Annotated in this window: 17 protein-coding genes; 9 read left to right on the forward strand and 8 right to left on the reverse strand. The window is 38.8% G+C overall.

What is annotated here, in order from left to right; genetic code table 11:
• The first annotated feature begins 16 nt into the window (after nt 1-16).
• The 7 genes from AC1DNH_RS03195 (at nt 17) to AC1DNH_RS03225 (ending at nt 8,762) form a co-directional block, all read left to right on the forward strand.
• The gene (locus tag AC1DNH_RS03195; RefSeq protein ID WP_477582901.1) at nt 17-325 is read left to right on the forward strand and encodes a hypothetical protein; all 309 of its coding nucleotides are present in this window, start codon (nt 17-19) and stop codon (nt 323-325) included.
• 16 nt (nt 326-341) lie between these two features.
• Nucleotides 342-608: a hypothetical protein gene (locus AC1DNH_RS03200; protein ID WP_477582903.1), complete on the forward strand. Its 267-nt coding sequence runs from the start codon at nt 342-344 to the stop codon at nt 606-608.
• A 45-nt stretch (nt 609-653) separates the two neighbouring features.
• A complete protein-coding gene (locus AC1DNH_RS03205) occupies nt 654-2,717 on the forward strand; it encodes an aceric acid hydrolase (protein ID WP_477582905.1) in 2,064 nt (687 codons plus the stop codon).
• A gap of 117 nt (nt 2,718-2,834) precedes the next feature.
• Nucleotides 2,835-4,262: a sialate O-acetylesterase gene (locus AC1DNH_RS03210; RefSeq protein WP_477582906.1), complete on the forward strand. Its 1,428-nt coding sequence runs from the start codon at nt 2,835-2,837 to the stop codon at nt 4,260-4,262.
• Between the two features lie 247 nt (nt 4,263-4,509).
• Nucleotides 4,510-6,771: a DUF5703 domain-containing protein gene (locus AC1DNH_RS03215; RefSeq protein ID WP_477608319.1), complete on the forward strand. Its 2,262-nt coding sequence runs from the start codon at nt 4,510-4,512 to the stop codon at nt 6,769-6,771.
• Nucleotides 6,772-6,866: 95 nt separating this feature from the next.
• A complete protein-coding gene (locus tag AC1DNH_RS03220; RefSeq protein ID WP_477580547.1) occupies nt 6,867-7,655 on the forward strand; it encodes an SDR family oxidoreductase in 789 nt (262 codons plus the stop codon).
• A gap of 87 nt (nt 7,656-7,742) precedes the next feature.
• The gene (locus AC1DNH_RS03225) at nt 7,743-8,762 is read left to right on the forward strand and encodes a zinc-binding alcohol dehydrogenase family protein (protein WP_215126998.1); all 1,020 of its coding nucleotides are present in this window, start codon (nt 7,743-7,745) and stop codon (nt 8,760-8,762) included.
• Nucleotides 8,763-9,152: 390 nt separating this feature from the next.
• Here the strand turns inward: AC1DNH_RS03225 and araA are convergent, their stop codons facing one another.
• The 5 genes from araA to AC1DNH_RS03250 form a co-directional block, all read right to left on the reverse strand.
• Nucleotides 9,153-10,643 carry an L-arabinose isomerase gene (araA, locus tag AC1DNH_RS03230; protein ID WP_477580545.1) on the reverse strand — a complete coding sequence of 497 codons (1,491 nt, stop codon included), beginning with the start codon at nt 10,641-10,643 and terminating at the stop codon, nt 9,153-9,155.
• Between the two features lie 447 nt (nt 10,644-11,090).
• Nucleotides 11,091-11,792, reverse strand: a complete 702-nt coding sequence (locus AC1DNH_RS03235) for an L-ribulose-5-phosphate 4-epimerase (protein WP_477608314.1) — start codon at nt 11,790-11,792, stop codon at nt 11,091-11,093.
• The gene (locus AC1DNH_RS03240; RefSeq protein ID WP_477580541.1) at nt 11,789-13,489 is read right to left on the reverse strand and encodes a ribulokinase; all 1,701 of its coding nucleotides are present in this window, start codon (nt 13,487-13,489) and stop codon (nt 11,789-11,791) included. The genes AC1DNH_RS03235 and AC1DNH_RS03240 overlap by 4 nt, the downstream gene beginning before the upstream one ends.
• A gap of 149 nt (nt 13,490-13,638) precedes the next feature.
• Nucleotides 13,639-14,529: an alpha/beta hydrolase gene (locus AC1DNH_RS03245; RefSeq protein WP_477580540.1), complete on the reverse strand. Its 891-nt coding sequence runs from the start codon at nt 14,527-14,529 to the stop codon at nt 13,639-13,641.
• 189 nt (nt 14,530-14,718) lie between these two features.
• Nucleotides 14,719-15,171 (reverse strand): VOC family protein, encoded by a 453-nt coding sequence (locus AC1DNH_RS03250; RefSeq protein WP_477580538.1) that lies wholly within the window; start codon nt 15,169-15,171, stop codon nt 14,719-14,721.
• 217 nt (nt 15,172-15,388) lie between these two features.
• On the opposite strand from AC1DNH_RS03250, the gene AC1DNH_RS03255 reads away from it, so the two are divergent.
• Together AC1DNH_RS03255 and AC1DNH_RS03260 are read left to right on the forward strand one after the other, a co-directional pair.
• Nucleotides 15,389-15,739, forward strand: a complete 351-nt coding sequence (locus tag AC1DNH_RS03255) for a cupin domain-containing protein (RefSeq protein WP_477580536.1) — start codon at nt 15,389-15,391, stop codon at nt 15,737-15,739.
• 115 nt (nt 15,740-15,854) lie between these two features.
• Nucleotides 15,855-16,673: a hypothetical protein gene (locus tag AC1DNH_RS03260; RefSeq protein WP_477580534.1), complete on the forward strand. Its 819-nt coding sequence runs from the start codon at nt 15,855-15,857 to the stop codon at nt 16,671-16,673.
• A gap of 148 nt (nt 16,674-16,821) precedes the next feature.
• On the opposite strand, the gene AC1DNH_RS03265 is transcribed toward AC1DNH_RS03260, so the two are convergent.
• Genes AC1DNH_RS03265 through AC1DNH_RS03275 form a run of 3 tightly spaced genes read right to left on the reverse strand, consistent with a single transcriptional unit; the run spans nt 16,822 to nt 20,246 of the window.
• A complete protein-coding gene (locus AC1DNH_RS03265; RefSeq protein WP_477625166.1) occupies nt 16,822-18,408 on the reverse strand; it encodes an ATP-binding protein in 1,587 nt (528 codons plus the stop codon).
• 12 nt (nt 18,409-18,420) lie between these two features.
• On the reverse strand, nt 18,421-18,861 hold the full coding sequence (locus AC1DNH_RS03270) for a response regulator (protein WP_477585870.1): 441 nt from the start codon (nt 18,859-18,861) through the stop codon (nt 18,421-18,423).
• An 8-nt stretch (nt 18,862-18,869) separates the two neighbouring features.
• Entirely contained in the window at nt 18,870-20,246 is a 1,377-nt protein-coding gene (locus tag AC1DNH_RS03275; protein WP_477610274.1) for a sensor histidine kinase, read from the reverse strand.
• Between the last annotated feature and the right edge of the window lie 355 nt (nt 20,247-20,601).

Here is a 20,601-nt window from a genome sequence, read left to right on the forward strand (position 1 = left end):
TAATATTTCAAAATATATGAAAAAAATAATTGTATTAATTCTGGCATTTACCCAAACTGTGGTTTACGCTCAACAAAAGAAAGTAAAGGATAATTTTAATGTCCAGATCAGATTAGAAAAGGGCGATTTAAATAAAGATGGTTTAACGGACAAAACCATAATTATGATGGATACGATTGATACAGCGGTCCCATTAAGGTTACAAATATTTTTATTACAGCCAAATAAGAAATTTAAAATGGTTTTCTCTTCAACTGATGTAATTGAACCCCAATATGTAAACGGTGTACATACTAAAAATCAAATCCCTTTTTTTTTTTATTGAAGACGGATTTTTATTAATGAACACTGAAAAAAATGATGTTCGCTTTGAGTATAAATTCATCTACAAAAATGGAGTTTTTCAGTTGATTAAAGTCTCTAGTGTCGTTTATGATGGGAAAAATTCGACAACCGAGACTGTATTTAATCTTTTAACAGGAGTGAGAACGGAAACTACAACATTATTGGGTTCCGAAAAAATCTTAAAGAAAAATACAAAGAAAATAATGATCAGGCCATTACCTACGCTTCAGAATCTAAGGACTTTTGGCAATAAATTAGATTAATAACACCAAAACAAGAAGCATTTGCAGTTTAAAAACTAAAAAATAATGAAAAAGCTACTCCATATAACCAAAAATTTTGCCCTGCAGACTCTACGACTTCAGGTAATTATTTGCGTAACGCTTTTTCTAACGTTAAGCGCTAAAGCACAAGACAAAGCTTTGGTAAATACGTCAAATTCGCCTTACGCGAAATTGCACAGCATCAATATGACTGATGTAACCTGGACAAAAGGATTTTGGGCCGATCGGTTTAAAGTAGCCACCGAAACCATGGTACCCAATATGTGGGCCATTTATAACGATCCAAAGATCAGTCACGCTTTTGAAAATTTCAAAATTGCAGCAGGTTTAGATACCGGCTCACATGCTGGTCCATCTTTCCATGATGGCGATTATTACAAAACCTTGGAGGCTGTAGCTGTTTTATACACTTCAACCAAAAACCCAAAACTGAACGAAATGATGGATAAAGCCATTGTGGTAATCGGTAAATCACAACGCGACGATGGTTACATCTATACCAAAGCAATGATTGAGCAGCGCAAAACAGGGTCTAAAAACCAGTTTCAGGATAGGTTGAGCTTCGAATCGTACAATATAGGCCATTTAATGACAGCTGGCTGCATCCATTATCGTGCAACCGGAAAAACTACTTTGCTCAACATTGCTAAAAAAGCGACAGATTATCTGTATAATTTCTATAAATCTGCTTCACCGACATTGGTACGAAACGCCATTTGTCCATCGCATTACATGGGCGTGATAGAAATGTACCGCACCACGAAAGATCCCCGGTATTTAGAACTGGCCCAGCATTTAATTGCCATAAAAGGTAAAATTAATGATGGTACCGATGATAACCAGGATCGGATCCCTTTTCTACAACAAACCAAAGCCATGGGCCATGCCGTACGTGCCAACTACCTTTATGCGGGTGTAGCAGATTTATATGCCGAAACGGGTAAAGATTCTCTTTTAAAAACATTGAATTTAATGTGGGATGATGTCAATCAGCACAAAATGTACATCACGGGTGGCTGTGGCTCGCTTTACGATGGGACTTCGCCCGATGGCACATCCTATAATCCGGCCGATGTGCAGAAAATTCACCAGGCTTTCGGTCGTGATTTTCAATTGCCAAATTTTACCGCACATAACGAAACCTGCGCCAACATTGGTAACGTACTCTGGAACTGGCGCATGTTGCAGATTACAGGCGATGCCAAATATGCTGATGTAATGGAACTCGCTTTGCACAACAGCGTTTTATCTGGAATCAGTTTGGATGGAAAAAACTTCTTATACACCAATCCTTTGGCGCAATCAGACGATTTACCTTTTAAACAACGCTGGTCGAAAGATAGGGTGCCTTATATCGCGTTATCCAATTGCTGCCCACCAAACATAGTCAGAACGATCGCAGAAGTTAGTGATTATGCCTACAGTACTTCAGATAAAGGATTGTGGTTCAATTTATATGGTGGCAATAACTTAAATACTACATTAACCAATGGTCAGAAAATTTCTTTGTCGCAAGAAACCAATTATCCCTGGGATGGGAAGATCAAAATCAGCATTAAAGAAATAGGGAATAAAGCTTATTCGTTATTTTTGAGAATCCCGTCGTGGACACATGATGCACAGATCACAATCAATGGAAAAACTGAAAATCTTAAAGCCGTTTCCGGGACTTATGCAGAAATAAGCCGCGTTTGGAAAAAAGGTGATGTAATAGAATTAAATCTCCCTATGGATGCCACTTTGATTGAAGCCAATCCTTTGGTCGAAGAAAACAGGAATCAGGTAGCGGTAAAACGCGGACCAATTGTTTACTGCCTCGAATCGACAGATTTACCTGGTAAAAGTATTTTTAATGCTTTCATCCCAGCTTCAACCAAATTTGAGGTCAAACCCATTAATATAGATGGAGCTGCAATGATGAGTTTAGTAGGAAATGCAAAAATGGTAGCGACAAACGACTGGAAAAATGTGTTGTACAGGCCGATTGAAGATAAAAATACAATAACAGAAATTAAACTGGTGCCATACTTTGCCTGGGGAAACAGAGGGCATTCAGAAATGTCGGTGTGGCTGCCGGTGAGTAGATGATGTAATAGGGCGCGTCATGCTGAACTTGTTTCAGCATCTTTAATGCTAAGCAGCATCACAATTAAGACCCTGAAATAAATTCAGGGTGACGACCGACTAAAAAAATAAAAAACAAAAATGAAACTAAAACTCTTCATATTCCTAAACTTCGCATGTTGCCTCATCGCATCAGCCATGGTAAAGCCTGCGTCGATTTTTACTGATCATATGGTGTTACAACAACAAAGCAATGTTGCCATATGGGGCTGGGCCAAAGCTGCTACCAAGGTGAAAATCAATACCTCCTGGAACAAACAGCACTACACTGTTATTACTGATCAGGCCGGTAAATGGAAAATAAAAATTGCTACTCCATCGGCCGGAGGCCCATATAATATTGAATTAAATGATGGTGAAAAACTTGTCCTGACGGATATTTTAATTGGTGAAGTTTGGTTCTGTGGTGGCCAATCAAACATGGAAATGCCCATGAAAGGTTTTAAAAGTCAGCCGATAATTGGTTCAAATGAGGCCATTCTAAAATCTACCAATAAAAACATCAGGCTTTATACTGTTCCGCGTTCTTCCATCACCGAACGACAAGAAAACAGCAAAGCTTCGCAATGGAAATTAGCTGCCCCAGAAACCGTTGCCAATTTTAGCGCAACCGCTTATTACTTTGGTTCCTTATTAAGCGAGATGTTAAATGTTCCTATCGGGATCATCAACGATAGTTATGGTGGTTCTACAATTGAGGCCTGGATGTCGCCTGAGGATTTAAAAGCATTCCCTGAGGTTAAAATCCCCTCAAAAACCGACAGTATAAAAGAAGTAAGCAGAACGCCCACAACCTTATACAATGGCATGCTTTATCCTGTAATCGGTTATGGCATAAAAGGTGCCATTTGGTATCAGGGCGAATCGAATTATGAACGTCCAGACCGCTACGAAGATTTGTTCCCTGCGATGGTTTCTTCCTGGAGAAAAAATTGGGATAATGGCGATTTTCCCTTCTATTATGCGCAAATCGCGCCCTACAACTATGCCCAATTGCCGCCTTACCATGTTGGTGGAAAATTTAACTCGGCCTTTTTACGGGATGCACAACGTAAATCCCTAACTAAAATTCAAAATTCGGGGATGGCAGTTTTAATGGATATCGGCGAGGAAAAATCAATCCATCCCGCAAACAAAAAACAGGGCGGAACCCGTTTGGCTTACCTGGCCTTATCTCAAACTTATGGTATAAAAGGTTTTGGTGCATTAAGCCCGAACTATGAATCTTTGAACATTGATAAAAATAAAGCCGTGATCAAGTTTCAAAATGTAACAAATGGCTTAACTTCATTTGGCAAAGATTTGGCCTTATTTGAAGTAGCGGGGGCAGACCATATATTTTACCCTGCAAAAGCAACCATAACCGGAAGTAGCATCACTGTTTCAGCAGCGCAGGTTAAAGTACCCGTGGCTGTTCGCTATGCCTTTAAAGATTTTGTAACCGGCGATTTATTTGGGAACGATGGCTTACCCGTTTCTTCATTCCGTACCGATGATTGGGAGAATTAATAATTATAAAATGAATTTTACCACGAAGACACAAAGTATTTTATTTAGGAACTTAAATGTTCTGATATGTCTTATATGGTCAAAGTCTTTGAACCATGCCTCAGGTGTTCTCAGCTGGCTTAGGTGGTTCAATACCACAGGCCAAAAAACACTAACCACAAAGGCACAAAGCACACTAAGCACTTCATTTAGAAACTTATATGTTGTTATAGGCCTTATATGGTCAAAAAAACTCAACCTTTTCTTGGTGTGCTCCCTGTCTTTGTGCTTCCTCACTTCAAGTGCTTTTTCACAGGAAAAAAGCCCACCTAACTTGGTTTGGAATACCCAAAGCCTTAATTCCTCAGCCTCCATGCCTGTAGGTGGTGGCGATATCGGCCTTAACCTATGGGTAGAAAATGGTAATGTTTACCTCTATCTATCCAAAAGCGGCACCTTCGACGAGAATAATACCTTGCTTAAACTTGGTCGTGTAAAACTCAAATTATCCCCAAACCCTTTTCAAGGGAAAACATTTAAGCAAGAACTGATCTTAAAAGATGGTTACGCGCAGATCTCAGGCTCAAATGGTAAATTAAGTACGAAAATCAATGTTTGGGTAGATGTTTTTAATCCCGTTATCCATTTAGACATTAAATCCAGCCAAAGCATCACAACAGAAGCCAGTTACGAAAGCTGGCGCTTTGAAGACCGCATTACAAAAGGCAAAGAGAACAACCAAAATTCGTATAAATGGGCGCCTCAGGGCATTGTAAAAACCTTTAAAGATGAAATTGCTTTTAAAAACAATAACGTTCAATTTTACCATCAAAATAAAGCCGAGACCGTATTCGATATTACAGTAAAACAGCAAGGTCTTGATGATAGAAAAGCCGAATTGTTCAATCCGTTAAAAAACATGATTTTCGGCGGATTGATGCAGGGAGATAACCTGTTTCAGGCAGGAAATGATGAAGGTATCTATTTAAGTACACCTTTTAAAGGCTGGACGTTGAAAAGTAAAAAACCTTCGCGTTCAAGCCACATTACCATTGCTTTACATACAGTTAAAACTGAATCAATTTCTGACTGGGAAAAACAGTTAACTTCATTAAAAATCAATAACAAGCATAAATCCAGTATAAAATGGTGGAATGATTACTTTGAAAAGAGTTTCATTTATATCGATTCGAAAGATGAATCAGCCAATCAATCGGCTAAAAATTATCAGTTATTCAGGTATATGTTGGGTTGCAATGCCTTTGGCAAATACCCTACGAAATTTAATGGCGGTTTATTTACCTTCGATCCACAACTTACTGATACGGTGCTGAAATATACACCCGATTTCAGGAATTGGGGAGGAGGTACCCACACCGCTCAAAATCAACGTTTGGTCTATTGGCCGATGTTAAAAAGCGGCGATTTTGAAATGATGAAACCTCAGTTCGATTTCTACCTGAATTTGTTAAAAAATGCTGAAATCAGGACACAGTCTGCCTGGGGACATAATGGCGCCAGTTTTACAGAGCAATTGGAAAATTTTGGATTACCAAACCCAGCAGAATATGGCTGGAAACGTCCTGCCGATTTTAACAAAGGCATGGAATACAATGCCTGGTTAGAATACCAGTGGGATACTGTTTTAGAGTTCTGTATGATGATATTGGAAACAGAAAGGTATAATGGCAATAACATCGAAAAATATCTTCCATTGATTGAAAGTTCACTTAGCTTTTTTAAAGAACATTATACCTATTTAGCCAAACAACGCGGAGCAAAAGTTTTAGATGCCGATGGACATGTGGTTTTGTATCCTGGATCGGGCGCTGAAACCTATAAAATGGCCTATAACGCCACCTCAACCATTGCCGCACTAAAAACCGTTTTAGAACGACTTCTGGAGCGTCCCAATTTAGCTGAAAAGCAAAAGTTGGAATGGAAAGCAATGCTGAAAACCATTCCACCCATCAGTTTTAGGGCATTTGAAGGTCGCACCACAATTGCTCCGGCAAAACTTTGGGAGCGCATTAACAATACCGAAAGTCCGCAGTTGTATCCCGTTTATCCCTGGGGCATTTATGGAATTGGTAAACCTGGTTTAGACACCGCTATCAATACCTTTAAATACGATACAGATGTATTGAAATTCCGCAGTTTTGTAGGCTGGAAACAGGACAATATTTTTGCTGCCAGATTAGGTTTAACTGAAGATGCTGCAAATCTAACCACCGCAAAGTTAAAAGACTCAGGAAGGAGATTTCCGGCATTCTGGGGACCTGGCTTCGACTGGACACCAGACCATAATTGGGGCGGCTCTGGTATGATTGGTTTACAGGAAATGCTGATGCAGGTAGACGGAAAAAAAATTTATCTTTACCCTGCATGGCCTAAAGAGTGGGATGTACATTTCAAGCTCTATGCGCCTTACCAAACCACCGTTGAAGGGCAGTTGAAGAATGGAAAATTAATAGATTTAAAAGTATGGCCTGAATCAAGAAGGGCAGATGTAATTAATATGATTAAATAAATGGTATCGTCTTCCTGAACTTGTTTCAGGATCTGAACAACAAGATAGACCCTGAAATAAATTTAGGGTGACGAGCAATATAAAATTAGTAAAAAATGGATTTACAATTAAAAGAAAAAGTTATTATCATTACCGGGGCTGCAAAAGGCATTGGTAGAAGCATTGCAGAAGTATTTGCGAATGAAAATGCAATTGCGGTAATCGTAGGTAGAAAAGCAGAAGATAACCAAAAAGTAGTTGATGAGATTGTTGCACAAGGCAAACAAGCGGAACAATTTGTTGCAGAACTTTCCAATCCAGAGGATTGCGAAAAAGTAGTTAAAGAAATCGTCGCTAAATTTGGAAGGATTGATGGTTTAGTAAATAATGCGGGCGTTAACGATGGAGTAGGTTTAGAAAGTGGAAATTATAAAGACTTTATGGCTTCGTTACATAAAAACGTAGTGCATTATTATCTGATGGCACACCATGCCTTGCCGGAATTAATTAAAAGCAAAGGTGCTATTGTAAATATCACCTCTAAAACTGCCGAAACCGGACAAGGAAATACTTCAGCCTATGCTGCCGCAAATGGAGGTAGAAATGCATTAACCCGCGAATGGGCTGTTGAATTATTAAAATATGGCATCCGTGTAAATGCAGTAGTGGTTGCCGAATGCTGGACACCTGCTTACGAAACCTGGATAGAGACTTTAGATAATGCGGAAGAAAAACTAAAAGAGATCACTTCCAAAATTCCATTGGAAAATAGAATGACAACCGCTGAAGAAATTGCAAACATGACAGCCTTTTTAATGTCTAACAAATCAAGTCATACCACCGGACAGATTATCCATGTTGATGGCGGCTATGTTCATTTAGACAGGGCTTTGGCGAACGCTTAAATTAATTACGAGATCATGTCATCCTGAGCCTGTCGAAGGACTATTGATGGTCTTCGACAGGCTCAGACTGACAATAAATAAATTACAATGAAAACCCTTACCTGTACTACACCTGGAACTTTCGAATATTCAGAAACAGAAAAACCTGAGCTTAAAAAAGACCATGCGATTATAAAAATTAAAAGAATCGGTATCTGTGGGACCGATTTACATGCCTTTGAAGGTACCCAACCTTTCTTTAACTACCCCAGAGTTTTAGGTCACGAGTTATCTGGCGAATTGGTTGAAGCCGATGGAGCCAATAGTTTCAAAATAGGAGAGGCTGTTACTTTTATCCCATATTTTAATTGTGGCGAATGCATTGCCTGCCGAATGAACAAACCAAACTGCTGTGTTAAAATGCAGGTTTGTGGTGTACATGTTGATGGTGGTATGCGCGAATATTTACAGGTTCCATCAAGAACACTTTTACATGGCGAGGGCTTGAGTTATGATGAACTCGCTTTAGTTGAACCATTAGCTATCGGTGCGCATGGTGTGCGTAGGGCAGATGTTCAACCTGGAGAATTTGTTCTGGTTATTGGTGCCGGGCCAATTGGTTTGGGTACGATGGAATTCGCCAGAATTGCCGGGGCCAACGTAATCGCCTTAGATATTAACGAAGACCGTTTGGCTTTCTGTAAAGATAAATTAAAGGTAGCACATGTGGTTAATGCGCTTTCGCCTGATGTTGTGCAACAACTGAGTGATATTACCAATGGCGATATGCCGACGGTAGTAATCGATGCTACAGGTAATCAGAAGGCCATTAACAATGCTATAAACTATATGGCACATGGAGCGAGGTTCGTTTTAATCGGCTTGCAAAAAGGAGATTTAATTTTTAACCACCCTGAGTTTCATAAGCGCGAATCGACATTAATGAGCAGTAGAAATGCCACCATTGAAGATTTTGAACATGTAATCAAATCAATGAAAGCTGGTTTGGTTAATCCTACCAATTATATTACGCATCAAGTTAAATTTGAGGAAGTAAAAGATGAGTTTGAAAGCTGGTTAGATCCAAAGAATGGAGTGATTAAAGCGATGGTTAGTGTAGGAAATTAAACTTTAGCCATACTTTTACTGGGGCGTCATGCTGACCTGTAGCAAAGCGGAAAGCTACGCAGTAAATTTAGTTCAGCATCTATTACATATAATATTCATTTTCAAAGATCCTGAAACAAGTTCAGGAGGACGATCAAGGGGTGACTATCTCATAAATCGTCCTCGTTTGTAACGAGGATGCATGAGGATGGCGATTTTATCGCCCCAAAGCAATTTATTTAGCGCTTTCCCGAAGCTTCAGAATGACCGTGGTTATGCCTATTAAGCTAAGCTCCTGAAACAAGTTCAGGAGGACGGTCAAAGGGGATGTTAATCACAGAATGATAATCGCATAAAAAAGCCGATAACCCTAAGATTATCGGCTTTTTATTGAGCATTAATTTATTAAAATTATTTATAAAAAACCTCATTCCAATGCAATTCATTCCTGAATTGATTGATTTTGGTATCGGCACCAATATTTACATATTCTAAGCCGGCAATATTCGCAAAATCTAATAAATGCTCGGTAGTTAAGTTCTGACTATAAGCGGTATGGTGGGCACCACCAGCATAAATCCATGCCGCACAACCCGTTTTCATATCAGGTAGTGGTTTCCACAATACACGGGCTACCGGTAAGTTTGGTAAATCATGTTCAGCTTCAACAGCTTTTACTTCGTTCACTAATAAACGGAAACGGTTGCCCATATCTATTAAAGATGCATTTAAAGCATCGCCACCAGCAACGTTAAAAACCAAACGCGCAGGATCTGCTTTGCCGCCAATACCCAGTGGATGAACCTCTAAACTCGCTTTACCACTTGCCAATGAAGCATCAACCTCGAGCATGTGTGAGCCTAAAACCATCGAGTTTGCCGGATCGAAATGATACGTATAATCTTCCATAAATGCATTTCCACCCGCTAAACCAGCACCCATTACTTTACAGGCACGTACCAAAGCAGCCGTTTTCCAATCACCTTCACCAGCAAAACCATAACCATCGGCCATCAAACGTTGTGCTGCAATCCCAGGTAACTGGATCATACCATGTAGATCTTCAAAAGTATCAGAGAACCCTTTAAAACCTCCGTCTTCCAGGAATTTTCTTAAACCCAGTTCAATTTTGGCCGCTTCATAAACAGATGAATGTCTGGCACCACCAACTTTTAAATCGGCAGTCATCTCGTAAGTCGCTTCGTATTCTTTTAATAACGCTTGAATAGACTCCTCACTTATTCCATTAATTACTGCTACTAAATCACCTATACCATAAGTGTTTACTGCGAAACCAAATTTCATTTCGGCTTCTACCTTATCGCCATCTGTAACGGCCACATAACGCATATTATCGCCAAAACGAGCGAATTTAGCACCTTGCCAATCGTGCCATCCGGCAGCAGCCCTGCACCAGGTATCAATCTGTTTAGCTACTTCTTCATCCTGCCAGTGACCTACAACTACTTTACGGTCTTTACGCATACGCGAAACCATAAAACCAAATTCACGGTCTCCATGTGCACTTTGATTCAGATTCATGAAATCCATATCAATGGTATTCCAAGGAATATCGCGATTAAACTGTGTGTGTAAGTGTAATAATGGTTTCTGCAAAACATTTAAGCCCCTGATCCACATTTTAGCAGGAGAGAAGGTATGCATCCAGGTAATTACGCCGATACAGTTCTCATCAATATTGGCTTGTTGTAAGGTTTCGAAAATCTCCTCTGTAGTTTTTACAATCGGTTTGTACACGACCGAAACAGAAATACTTCCATTTTGGTTTAACGAATCGGCCACTTGTTGAGCGTGCTCCGCTACTTGTTTTAAGGTTTCTTCACCGTACAAATGCTGCGTACCTGTAATAAACCAAACTTGTAATTTTTTTAAATCAATCATTACTATTTATGTTATTTTTAATTTATTCAATGCCATGGTCTGTGTCCTCACAGACCATTATGTATATCTTTTTTAAAGCCTACCACTCTTCTTTCGTGGGCTATGTCCTCACAGAACATTATGCATATTCTTTTTTTTTTGAAAAGCAAGGTTCCGTATTTCATCGGTTAGGGTAGTCCTGCTTTCCGTTTTATCCCGATTTTACATCGGGATGCTCACTCCAATCAGGTTTAGGTTACTTAGGTAGACCTTATTAAGTTAAACCCGACAGCAGCGGCAGCTCCCGATTCTTTACCGATGAATCGGCACTAAATTAGCATCGGGACTATAGCGAATGGCGGGGCTTTCGTTCCCCAAGCACTACTGTACCTGCTTTCCAAAACTTATTATGCAACGTTATCTCTGCACCCAAGACTAAAGACTTTAGACTCGTGACTAAAGACTACCTCAAAGCTGTCCATAATAAGCACCATCACCATGTTTACGCTCGTAATGTTTCTCTATCAACGAATCTTTCAGCTTTGGTGCCTGCGGATTGATCTGTTCTGTTAACAAAGCCATTTGCGCCACGGTTTCTAAAACCGCACTGTTATAAACCGCTTTCTCGGCTGTTTTTCCCCAGGTAAAAGGAGCGTGGTTACCCACCAAAATCATCTCGACCTCCTTATAACTTAAACCCAAACTTTCAAAATGGTTCATGATCTGAAACCCCGTTTCGTACTCATAATTCCCTTTAATCATTTCATCAGCCATTGGTGGTGCACAAGGAATATCTACTGTTAAATGGTCGGCATGGGTAGTTCCGAAAATTGGAATTGCCCTTTGCGCCTGCGCCCAGGCTGTGCCATAAGTAGAATGTGTATGTACAATTCCGCCAATTTCTGCCCAGTGTTTATATAAAACCGCATGGGTTTTAGTATCTGATGAGGGACGTAAACTGCCTTCAACAGTATTTCCGTCAAAATCTACAATCACCATTTTCTCCGGCGATAGATCTTCGTAAGGTACGCCGCTTGGCTTAATGGCAAAAACACCTTTCGACCGATCTGCAGCACTCACATTGCCAAAGGTAAAAAGTACCAGTCCCAATTTGGGCAACTGCATGTTGGCCTGGTAAGCCTGCTCTTTTATATCTTGATAGTTGCTCATGATAAGTAAGGTTTTACATCTTTTTTATTGTATTTCTCCAGGTACCTGCCTAGTCCCAAATATTGTTGGTAATGCTGGCGGTAAAGTTTTTGTTTTTTAATATTGGGTTTGTATTCTTTCTCAAAGCCTGTTCCCATGGCCGCCATTGCTGCTTCGATATCTGGATAAATACCAGCTGCTACAGCAGCGAACATTGCCGCACCTAATGCACAGGTATGCTCAAAACGATGGATTCTAATGGGCATTTCCAATACATCCGCCATCATTTGCATAATATAAGCCGATTTTTTTGCTACACCACCAATACCGATAATTCCTTTAACCGGAACACCCTGTTCTTTAAAACGATCTACAATGGCTTTCGCACCAAAACAGGTGGCGGCAGCTAAGGCACGGAAAAACCGTGGTGCATCTGTTCCTAAACCTAAACCGGTTATGGCGCCTTTAAGTTCCTGATTTGCATCTGGTGTTCTACGGCCATTCAACCAGTCTATTGCCAGTTCGGCGTAGTCGCCCTCTGGTAAAGCTGCAGCCTCGTTGCTTAACTTAGCGATTATTTTTCCTTCGAGCTCTGCCTTTAATGCAGTAGCTGTAGCTTCATCAATTACATCAGATTCAGTAAGTAAATGGTTTAATGGCCAGCTGATTAAATTCTTGAACCAGGCATAAACATCACCGAAAGCAGATTGACCGGCTTCTAAACCTGCCATACCCGGAATTACCGAGCCATTAACCTGTCCGCAGATACCGTTGATCAATTTTCCATGTAAATCCTGATTGGGAGCAACCAGAATATCGCAGGTACTCGTACCCATTACTTTACTTAGGTAGTAAGGTTCAATCTGTCCACCAACCGCTCCCATGTGTGCATCAAATGCACCAACACCAACAACTACATCTGTACTTAAGCCCAGTTTAGTTGCCCATTCTTCGCTCAATGTTCCCGCAGAAATATCAGAAGTATAGGTATCGGTGAATAATTTATCTCTAAAGCCTGCTAAAAGCGGATCAAGACTGCTAAAGAAATCTTCAGGAGGTAAACCGTTAAACTCTTCTGCCCAAAGTGCTTTATGCCCCGCGGCACAACGGCTACGTTTCATTGTTGTAATGTCGTTTCCACCACAAAGCAAAAACGGAACCCAGTCGCAATGTTCTACCCACGATGCCGCACCTTTTTTAATAGTCGAATCGACCCTTAATATGTGTAATAATTTAGACCAGAACCATTCTGACGAATAAATACCACCTACATATTTAAGGTAATTGGTACTAAATTTAGTAGCATGTTCGTTAATTTCTGCAGCTTCTTTAACTGAGGTATGGTCTTTCCAAAGCACAAACATGGCATTTGGATTTTCTTCAAAACCTTTGGTCAGGACAAGGGGAGTACCCGTTGCATCAACAGCCACCGGACTTGATCCGGTTGTATCAACTGAAATCCCCTTTACCAGATGTGCAATATCGCCACCACCTGCTTTTGTTAAACAATCTTTTATAGTGTGTGTTAAACCTTCAATATAATCTAACGGATGCTGGCGGAACTGATTAACAGCCGGTTTACAATATAAACCTTTCTGCCATCTTGGATAAAGAAAAACAGACGATGCTATTTCCTTTCCGTTTGCGGTATCGACTAGAACTGACCGGACAGAATCTGTCCCGTAATCCACTCCAATTACATAGTTTGCTGTGCTCATAACAATAAATAAATGTCTAATTAACGTTTATTTATTTGAATTAAAAAATTTTATTGCTTTTTTAATCAAAAACCTTCATTTTAACGTTTTAGTAGCATGAATTTGTATATCGGTTTTTGTATCCACCAGTGTTGGATATTTTTTAAAACCTATTCTTTTTTCACTGCCGGGTATAGAAATTTAAAAGAATTGGATACCGCCTGGTGCATAATCGTTGCATGGTTCTCCTGTGGCAAAAAATCAAAATATACTTTTACATTTTTGTTTTTGAAACCTTTTATTTTTTCAGTCAATAAATTTGCATCCACTTCCATCACCCTGGGTATTTCGGTTGGCGTTAGGCCTTCTTTACCAACAGCAATGTAAACATCAGTTTGTTGCTTAAAAGTATTTTCCTTTAATTCGGAATCCTGATTCAACAACGAAGCATTGTCCCACCATAAACTAGGACTAATGATAATGTATTTATTAAAAAGTGTAGGGTTTTTAATCAGGATTTCAGTGGCCAGCAAACCACCTAAAGATTGACCAATAAGGGTTTTGTTCGCATCCGTTTTATATTTTGCCTGAATATAGGATTGAAGCTCTTTTTCGATGAACGAAATAAATTTATCCGAATGGCCTGTTGTAGGATACCTTTTCTTGTCGCCCTCGATAGATGTTGGGAAAGTAAAATCCCGTTTCCGATCTACAGTGGCAATGCCCACCACAATTGATTTAGGCACCTGATTTACCCATTCGAAACTATTAAACTGTACCAGACCTACAATATGGATAAAATCTTCATCTGCAGAACCATCAAGCAAATAAATTACAGGATATTTTGTGGTATCGTTTTGTTGATAGCCTTCAGGAAGGTAAATGTTCAAGATTCTTTTCTCAGCCAATTCTTTTGATTGGATTTCGTCTACCACACCAAGCACGAAAGCTTTAGTGGTACTCACAGCTTTTTGTTTTTTGGTTTGTGCAATGGCCATTAGCTGGCAAAAAATCAATAAGGTAACAAAAAATATTTTAAAGGTATACGCTTGTACTTTCATTAAATAGCGGTTTTAGGCAGAATCTATCTTATTGATCAGATTCGCCGAAAATTAGCAATTTCTTTGGAAGGATTGGGCCAATATGGCTAAAATTAACATGAAATATCTTAAGGCTTTGAATTTAGCCGTACCGAATTATCACACAGGTCCAATTCCAATATCTTTTAAGCTATCAGCTTAGCCATGCGCTCATCTTCTTTTAAGCTCCTGCGCAAGCCCGATTAGAAGACCTTCTGATCCCCTGATGTAGCAAAGTTTGTAAACGTCTTCATATTGAACAACTTCACCAACCAATGTGGCGCCGTGTTTTTGCAGTCTTGGCAACAACTCGTCGATATCTGAAACCGTAAACATTACACGCAGGTAGCCAAGAGAATTAACCGGTGCTTCGCGGTGGTCTGAAATGGTAAGGGGAGTAAGAAACCGTGAAATTTCAAGTCGGCTATGGCCGTCGGGGGTAACCATCATGGCCACTTCCACGTGCTGGTTACCCAGTCCCGTAACCTTACCTGCCCATTCTCCCTCGATTGTTGCCCGGCCTTCAAGTTTCAGTCCGATTTCGGTGAAAAAAGAGATTGCATTGTCAAGCAATGCCACAACAATGCCCATATTATCCATTCTGATCAATTGGTTCTGTTCCATAAGGATTTGGTTATAATTTAAAATTAAGGAATTTCACAAAGCTAATCGATGCTTTATGGAATAAATTGTACAGATCGGAACAGCGGGTATGATATGCATTATGCGCACCAGGTGTCCCGCTACCTTTCAGTCATTGATGACTCCGGTATTAAAGATGTAGTCACCTGTTAATAGGGTTTAAATCAGAAAATATGTAATTTTAAGGCTAAAATAAAAAATGATCAAGACCATACCTCAGCTTACGGTGATTGATATTGAGCAGGAAACCGCTGGTGTAAGCAGATACAAAAATATTCCGCTTACCCTCTTTAATGACCATGTTGTAAGGGTTGGGGTAATGACGGAGCCCTTTTACTGGCACTACCATCCCAATAGTGATGAAACCTTTATGGGCATTGAAGGCACTTTATTAATTGATCTTGAGGACCGTACGGTTGAGCTGAAACCGGGACAGCTATTCACCATTCCTGCAAGGGTTAAGCACTGTACCAGACCGCTTGATGGACGTTCGGTGAACCTTACCTTCGAACTTGCTGAAATGGAAACGGTGAGCTGCGATGCAAGTTGATCATTGCATTTTGGTTTATGCCTTCTGATAAACATACCTGTAAATAATTTTGAGTAATCAATTGAAAGGTATATCTTTCATGATCTATTTTTTATCTAACACACTCAAATAAAACATGACAGGAACCCTGGCCCAGCTCATCGCTTTGGTTGCATATGGAAACAAGTGTATTGCCGATCCGGGCACACACCAAGAGTTCGTTCAACATCATAGCACTTTCCAGTTCTGCGAAAAGGTCTTTTTTACTACCGAAAAGAAAAAATATTTCTTTTCAGCAGGAAAACGTACAACCGTTGCCGAAAACCCGCAAGAATGGTTCAGGTATCTTGGTCTGGACGGATGTCAGGCACTGAGGTTATACTATGAGCCTTCGGATAGAAGTTCGGGTGCTGCAGACCATAAACTCGCCGGCATGATCGGCGGAGGAGGTACCTGGCTGATCGAGGCGATGTATCCCAAGTATTCGGATTTTTGGTATGGCGAATGGATAGTGAGCAGGGAACATGCAGAGGATAACCGCATCTGGTCGGTTGAATACAGGTGCATCGAGCAGGAGATTGATTCCAGAAACCTTCAGTTCAACGTAGGGATGCAAAGAGAAGTCCTTTCAAAAGCACTGAGTGAAATAGAGGCATTTGCCAAGGAAATAGACCTGGAAAATTTTTCCCAGGTTTTCCAAAGAGCTAATGCGGCATTGACCTCCGCACATCCTGACCAGGATTATTATCACAGCGACTTATTGCCTGAAAATGCCTATGGGTTGGCAGCGCAACAGCTGCTGTTCGCCGCCTCGCGTGCATGGGTGTTTGGGGGAATGGGTTCCTGGAACGATATGGGATTCGAAGATAAACAAATCCAGATGCGATATGAAGCCGTGTCTTCAGCACTTTATATCGCGATCAATAATGCGATTATCGCTGTTGTCAATTCATAAAAAAACAAATGACCAGAACTGAATTACATCAGCAGCTAAGGGCCCGGTGATTAGATAGACCGTTGGAAAAACTCCTAGAATATTCCAGGGAAGAAATACCTATAAAAACAAATTGTTTAAGACTACTATCTTTCATTATATCCTAATTTTATACAAGGGGCAGTATAAACCAAAATGTACTTCCTTTACCCACTACACTGTCTACACCAATTTTTCCATTGTGCTTTTTAATAATCTCTGCGCAGATATATAACCCAAGCCCTAAACCGTTATAATTAGTTACTCTGTCTTCTGCTCTAAAATAACGCTCGAAAAGATAAGGCAATTTTTCTTTTGCAATTCCTGCTCCCTGATCAATAACCGAAACCTTAGCCATAATACCCTGCTTTTCAATTGAGATTGTTATGTGTTTTGAGTTTGATGCGTATTTAATGGCATTGTTTACAAAATTGATAATGATCTGTTCAATCCTAATCGGGTCTGCATTAACTTTTAAACTTAAATCGCCTATAGTAATAAGGTTATATTCTGCCTGAACACGTATATCTTGACATGATTCAGTAATTACATCAGCCAATAGAAATTGCTGTTGGTTAATGTGAAGCTGACCATTATTTGCCATGCTAGCATTTAATAAATCATCTATTAAACCATTTACTTTTTCCATGCTTTTATTAGCCTGTACTATTAATTTAGCCAACGTTGGTGATGCTGATTTATCTTTTAAACGATCTAAAAGTTGTAATGATGCTTTTAAAGTGGTAATTGGTGTTTTTAGCTCATGGCTAGCGATGCTAATAAAATCATCTTTTTGTTGTTGTAAAATTCGCAGCTCTTCTATGTCGGTTGCGGTACCAATCCATAAATGCATCTCGCCACCTTCATCCAAAATTGGCATTAAACGGACCAAATGCCACCTGTAGAATCCATCAGCACTTTTGCCTCTGGTTTGAAACTCACCACCTTTTTTTGTCTTTAGTATTGCGCTAAATGAAACGATACTATTTTGAAGATCATCTGGATGGATTACGAAATTAAAACCCGCTAATTGTGTTTGTTTATTGTTTAAACCGGTATAATCGTACCAACGCTGATTATAAAAAATAACTTTTCCCTTTTTTGTATTAGTCCAGGCAATTTGAGGAATGGTTTCGATCATGTTGCGAAACCTATATTCACTTTCTGCCAAGGCTTTGGTTCTATTTGCTACTCGTTCTTCTAGTTCGAGATTTAATTTAGAAAGTTCGAGGTTAATTGCTTTAACTTTGGCTTTTTGTTGAATTAATAATCCATTAGACTTTAATAATTCTTGTTGCTGAATTTTTAAATTACCATCAATTATATTTTTTTCATTTCTTATCGCCGTATCACTAAGTGCTCTATTAATTTTAGTAGATACTGTAAATAACTTAGCTTTAGAAACGTAATCAGTAACACCATCCTTAATTAGTTCTACAGCATTTTCTTCGCCAATAATGCCAGAAACAATTATAAAAGGTATGTGCGCATTTTTGTTCTGCTTAATCCTAAAAGCAGTTACTGCATCAAAAGATGGAAGTGAATAATCTGATAAAATAATATCTGGATTAAAATTAACTAAGGCATACTCAAAACTTACACGTGTTTGAACAATTTCATCAATAAAATCCAATCCCGCTTTCTTTAGTTCACGTTTCAGTAAATCGGCATCACTTTGATTATCTTCAACAATAAGAATTTTAAGCTTAGTTAACATTTGAAGCAACTGTTAGTTTGGTGATTGATTTGTTATCATCCAGTATAAGCCAATTTCTTTAATGGCCTTAAAAAAATTATCACTATCAACAGGCTTAACAATGTAACTGTTTACACCTAGTAAAAAGCATTTTTCAATATCAGGCCCTTCATTAGAAGAAGTGAGCATTACTATTGGGATTGACTTTGTTTCTGGGTCAGATTTAAGCTTTTCTAGTACCTGTATACCTGATACCTTTGGCATTTTAAGATCCAATAGTATTAATTTTGGAAACTCTTTTGGTTTGCGGTTTTCAAAATCACCCTTACAATAAATAAAATCTAATGCAGCTGCACCATCTTTAACATGGTAAAGTTTGTTGGTAAAACCACTTTTATTTAATGCCCTTATGGTTAATGCGGCATCATCTACACTGTCTTCTACAAATAAAATTTCAACGTTATCGTAATCCATATTTTTATTTAATTGGTGGTATGATTTAAACTGAAGTAAAAACAACTGCCTATATTTAGTGTTGATTCTGCCCAAACCGTACCATTATGTTTGTTGATAATCTTTTGTACAATAGCCAAACCTATTCCGGTACCTTCAAATTCTTCTTGAGAATGTAATCGCTGAAAAACACCAAAAAGCTTATCATAATATTGCATATCAAATCCAGCTCCCTCATCTTTTACACAATAAACATTCAGCTTATCTTTTGTGTAGGAGTCTATTGTTATTGTTGTGTTTTTTTTATGGCTAGCGTACTTAATGGCATTAGAGATGAGGTTAACCCAAACTTGTTTAATTAATGATTTATCTCCTTTGGCAGCCGGTAAAGCAGCAATTTTAAAATCAGGAATATTTCCATCTCCTTCAAATAATAGCTCTTCCCTTACCGTAGAAACTAGCTCAACCATATCTATATCGGCAAAAGCCACAGATTTTCTTCCCAATTTTGAAAAAGCAAGCAGATCGTCAATCAATTCGCCCATTTTTTTGGAGTTGTTCATTACCGATTGGAGAATTTTTATGCCATCAGCATCAAATTTATCACCATAATCTTCGGCTATTATTTTAGTGTAACCATTAATTGCTCTAATTGGTGCACGTAAATCATGAGATACAGAGTAGGAGAAAGATTCTAGTTCTTTATTAACCGCTTCTAATTGGGCAGTACGTTCAATTACTTTTTGTTCCAATTCATCATTAAGCTTACGTATATTATCTTGTGCAACTTTAAGCGCTCTATTAGCAGTAAGTAACTCGTTTGCTCGTTTCTCTTTTTCTTTATTCTGAAATGCTAATTCCTTATTGGCAATATTTAATTCTTCTGCTCTTTTGCCCTTTTCTTCGTTTTGAAAGGCAAGCTCTTCGTTGGCAATAATTAACTCATTAGCTCTTTTTTCTTTCTCCTCATTTTGAAAGATAAGTTCTTTGTTGGCAATAATGAGTTCGGCAGCACGTTTTTCTTTTTCTTCATTCTGAAAAGCCAATTCTTTATTGGCAATAACTAATTCGGCAGCACGGTTTTCTTTCTCCTCATTCTGAAAAATAAGTTCCTTATTCGCTATAATTAATTCAGCTGCTCTATTCTCTTTCTCCTCATTTTGAAAGGCAAGTTCTTTATTGGCAATAATCAGTTCAGCAGCACGATTTTCTTTCTCTTCATTCTGAAAAATAAGTTCTTTGTTGGCTATGATCAATTCAGCAGCACGATTTTCTTTCTCTTCATTCTGAAAATCAAGTTCCTTATTGGCGATAACCAATTCGGCGGCAAGTGTTTCGTTTTCATTAAACTGGGAAGCAATTTCTTTATTTGCAATAATCAATTTGGCAGAATCGTCCTTTTTCATATACTTAAATGCATTATTTTAAATAGAATTAAGTATAAGCTTACTTTTAAAGATTGAGTAATATTCGGTAGTAAGTTGCTAAAGCTAAGGTATTAAAAGCAGCAAAGCTCGATTTATAATTTTATTCTTAAAAAAGAGGTATAAATGAATGGTATGAATTAGTGTTTTTATAAATTTAACTAGCTGCTTTCTTTTTTACTACTCACAAAATAACTGAATAGTGCAGCAGTAAAAAACATAATTAGTCCGACCTGAAGGGATTGGTTAATTTGAAAAAGATCCAGATCGACAACAATAGTAGACTGACAGATATTAACTCTGTAGGGCAATTAGAAAAACTAGAACAGCTAGTTAT

This window comes from Pedobacter sp. 01N310, assembly GCF_056399805.1.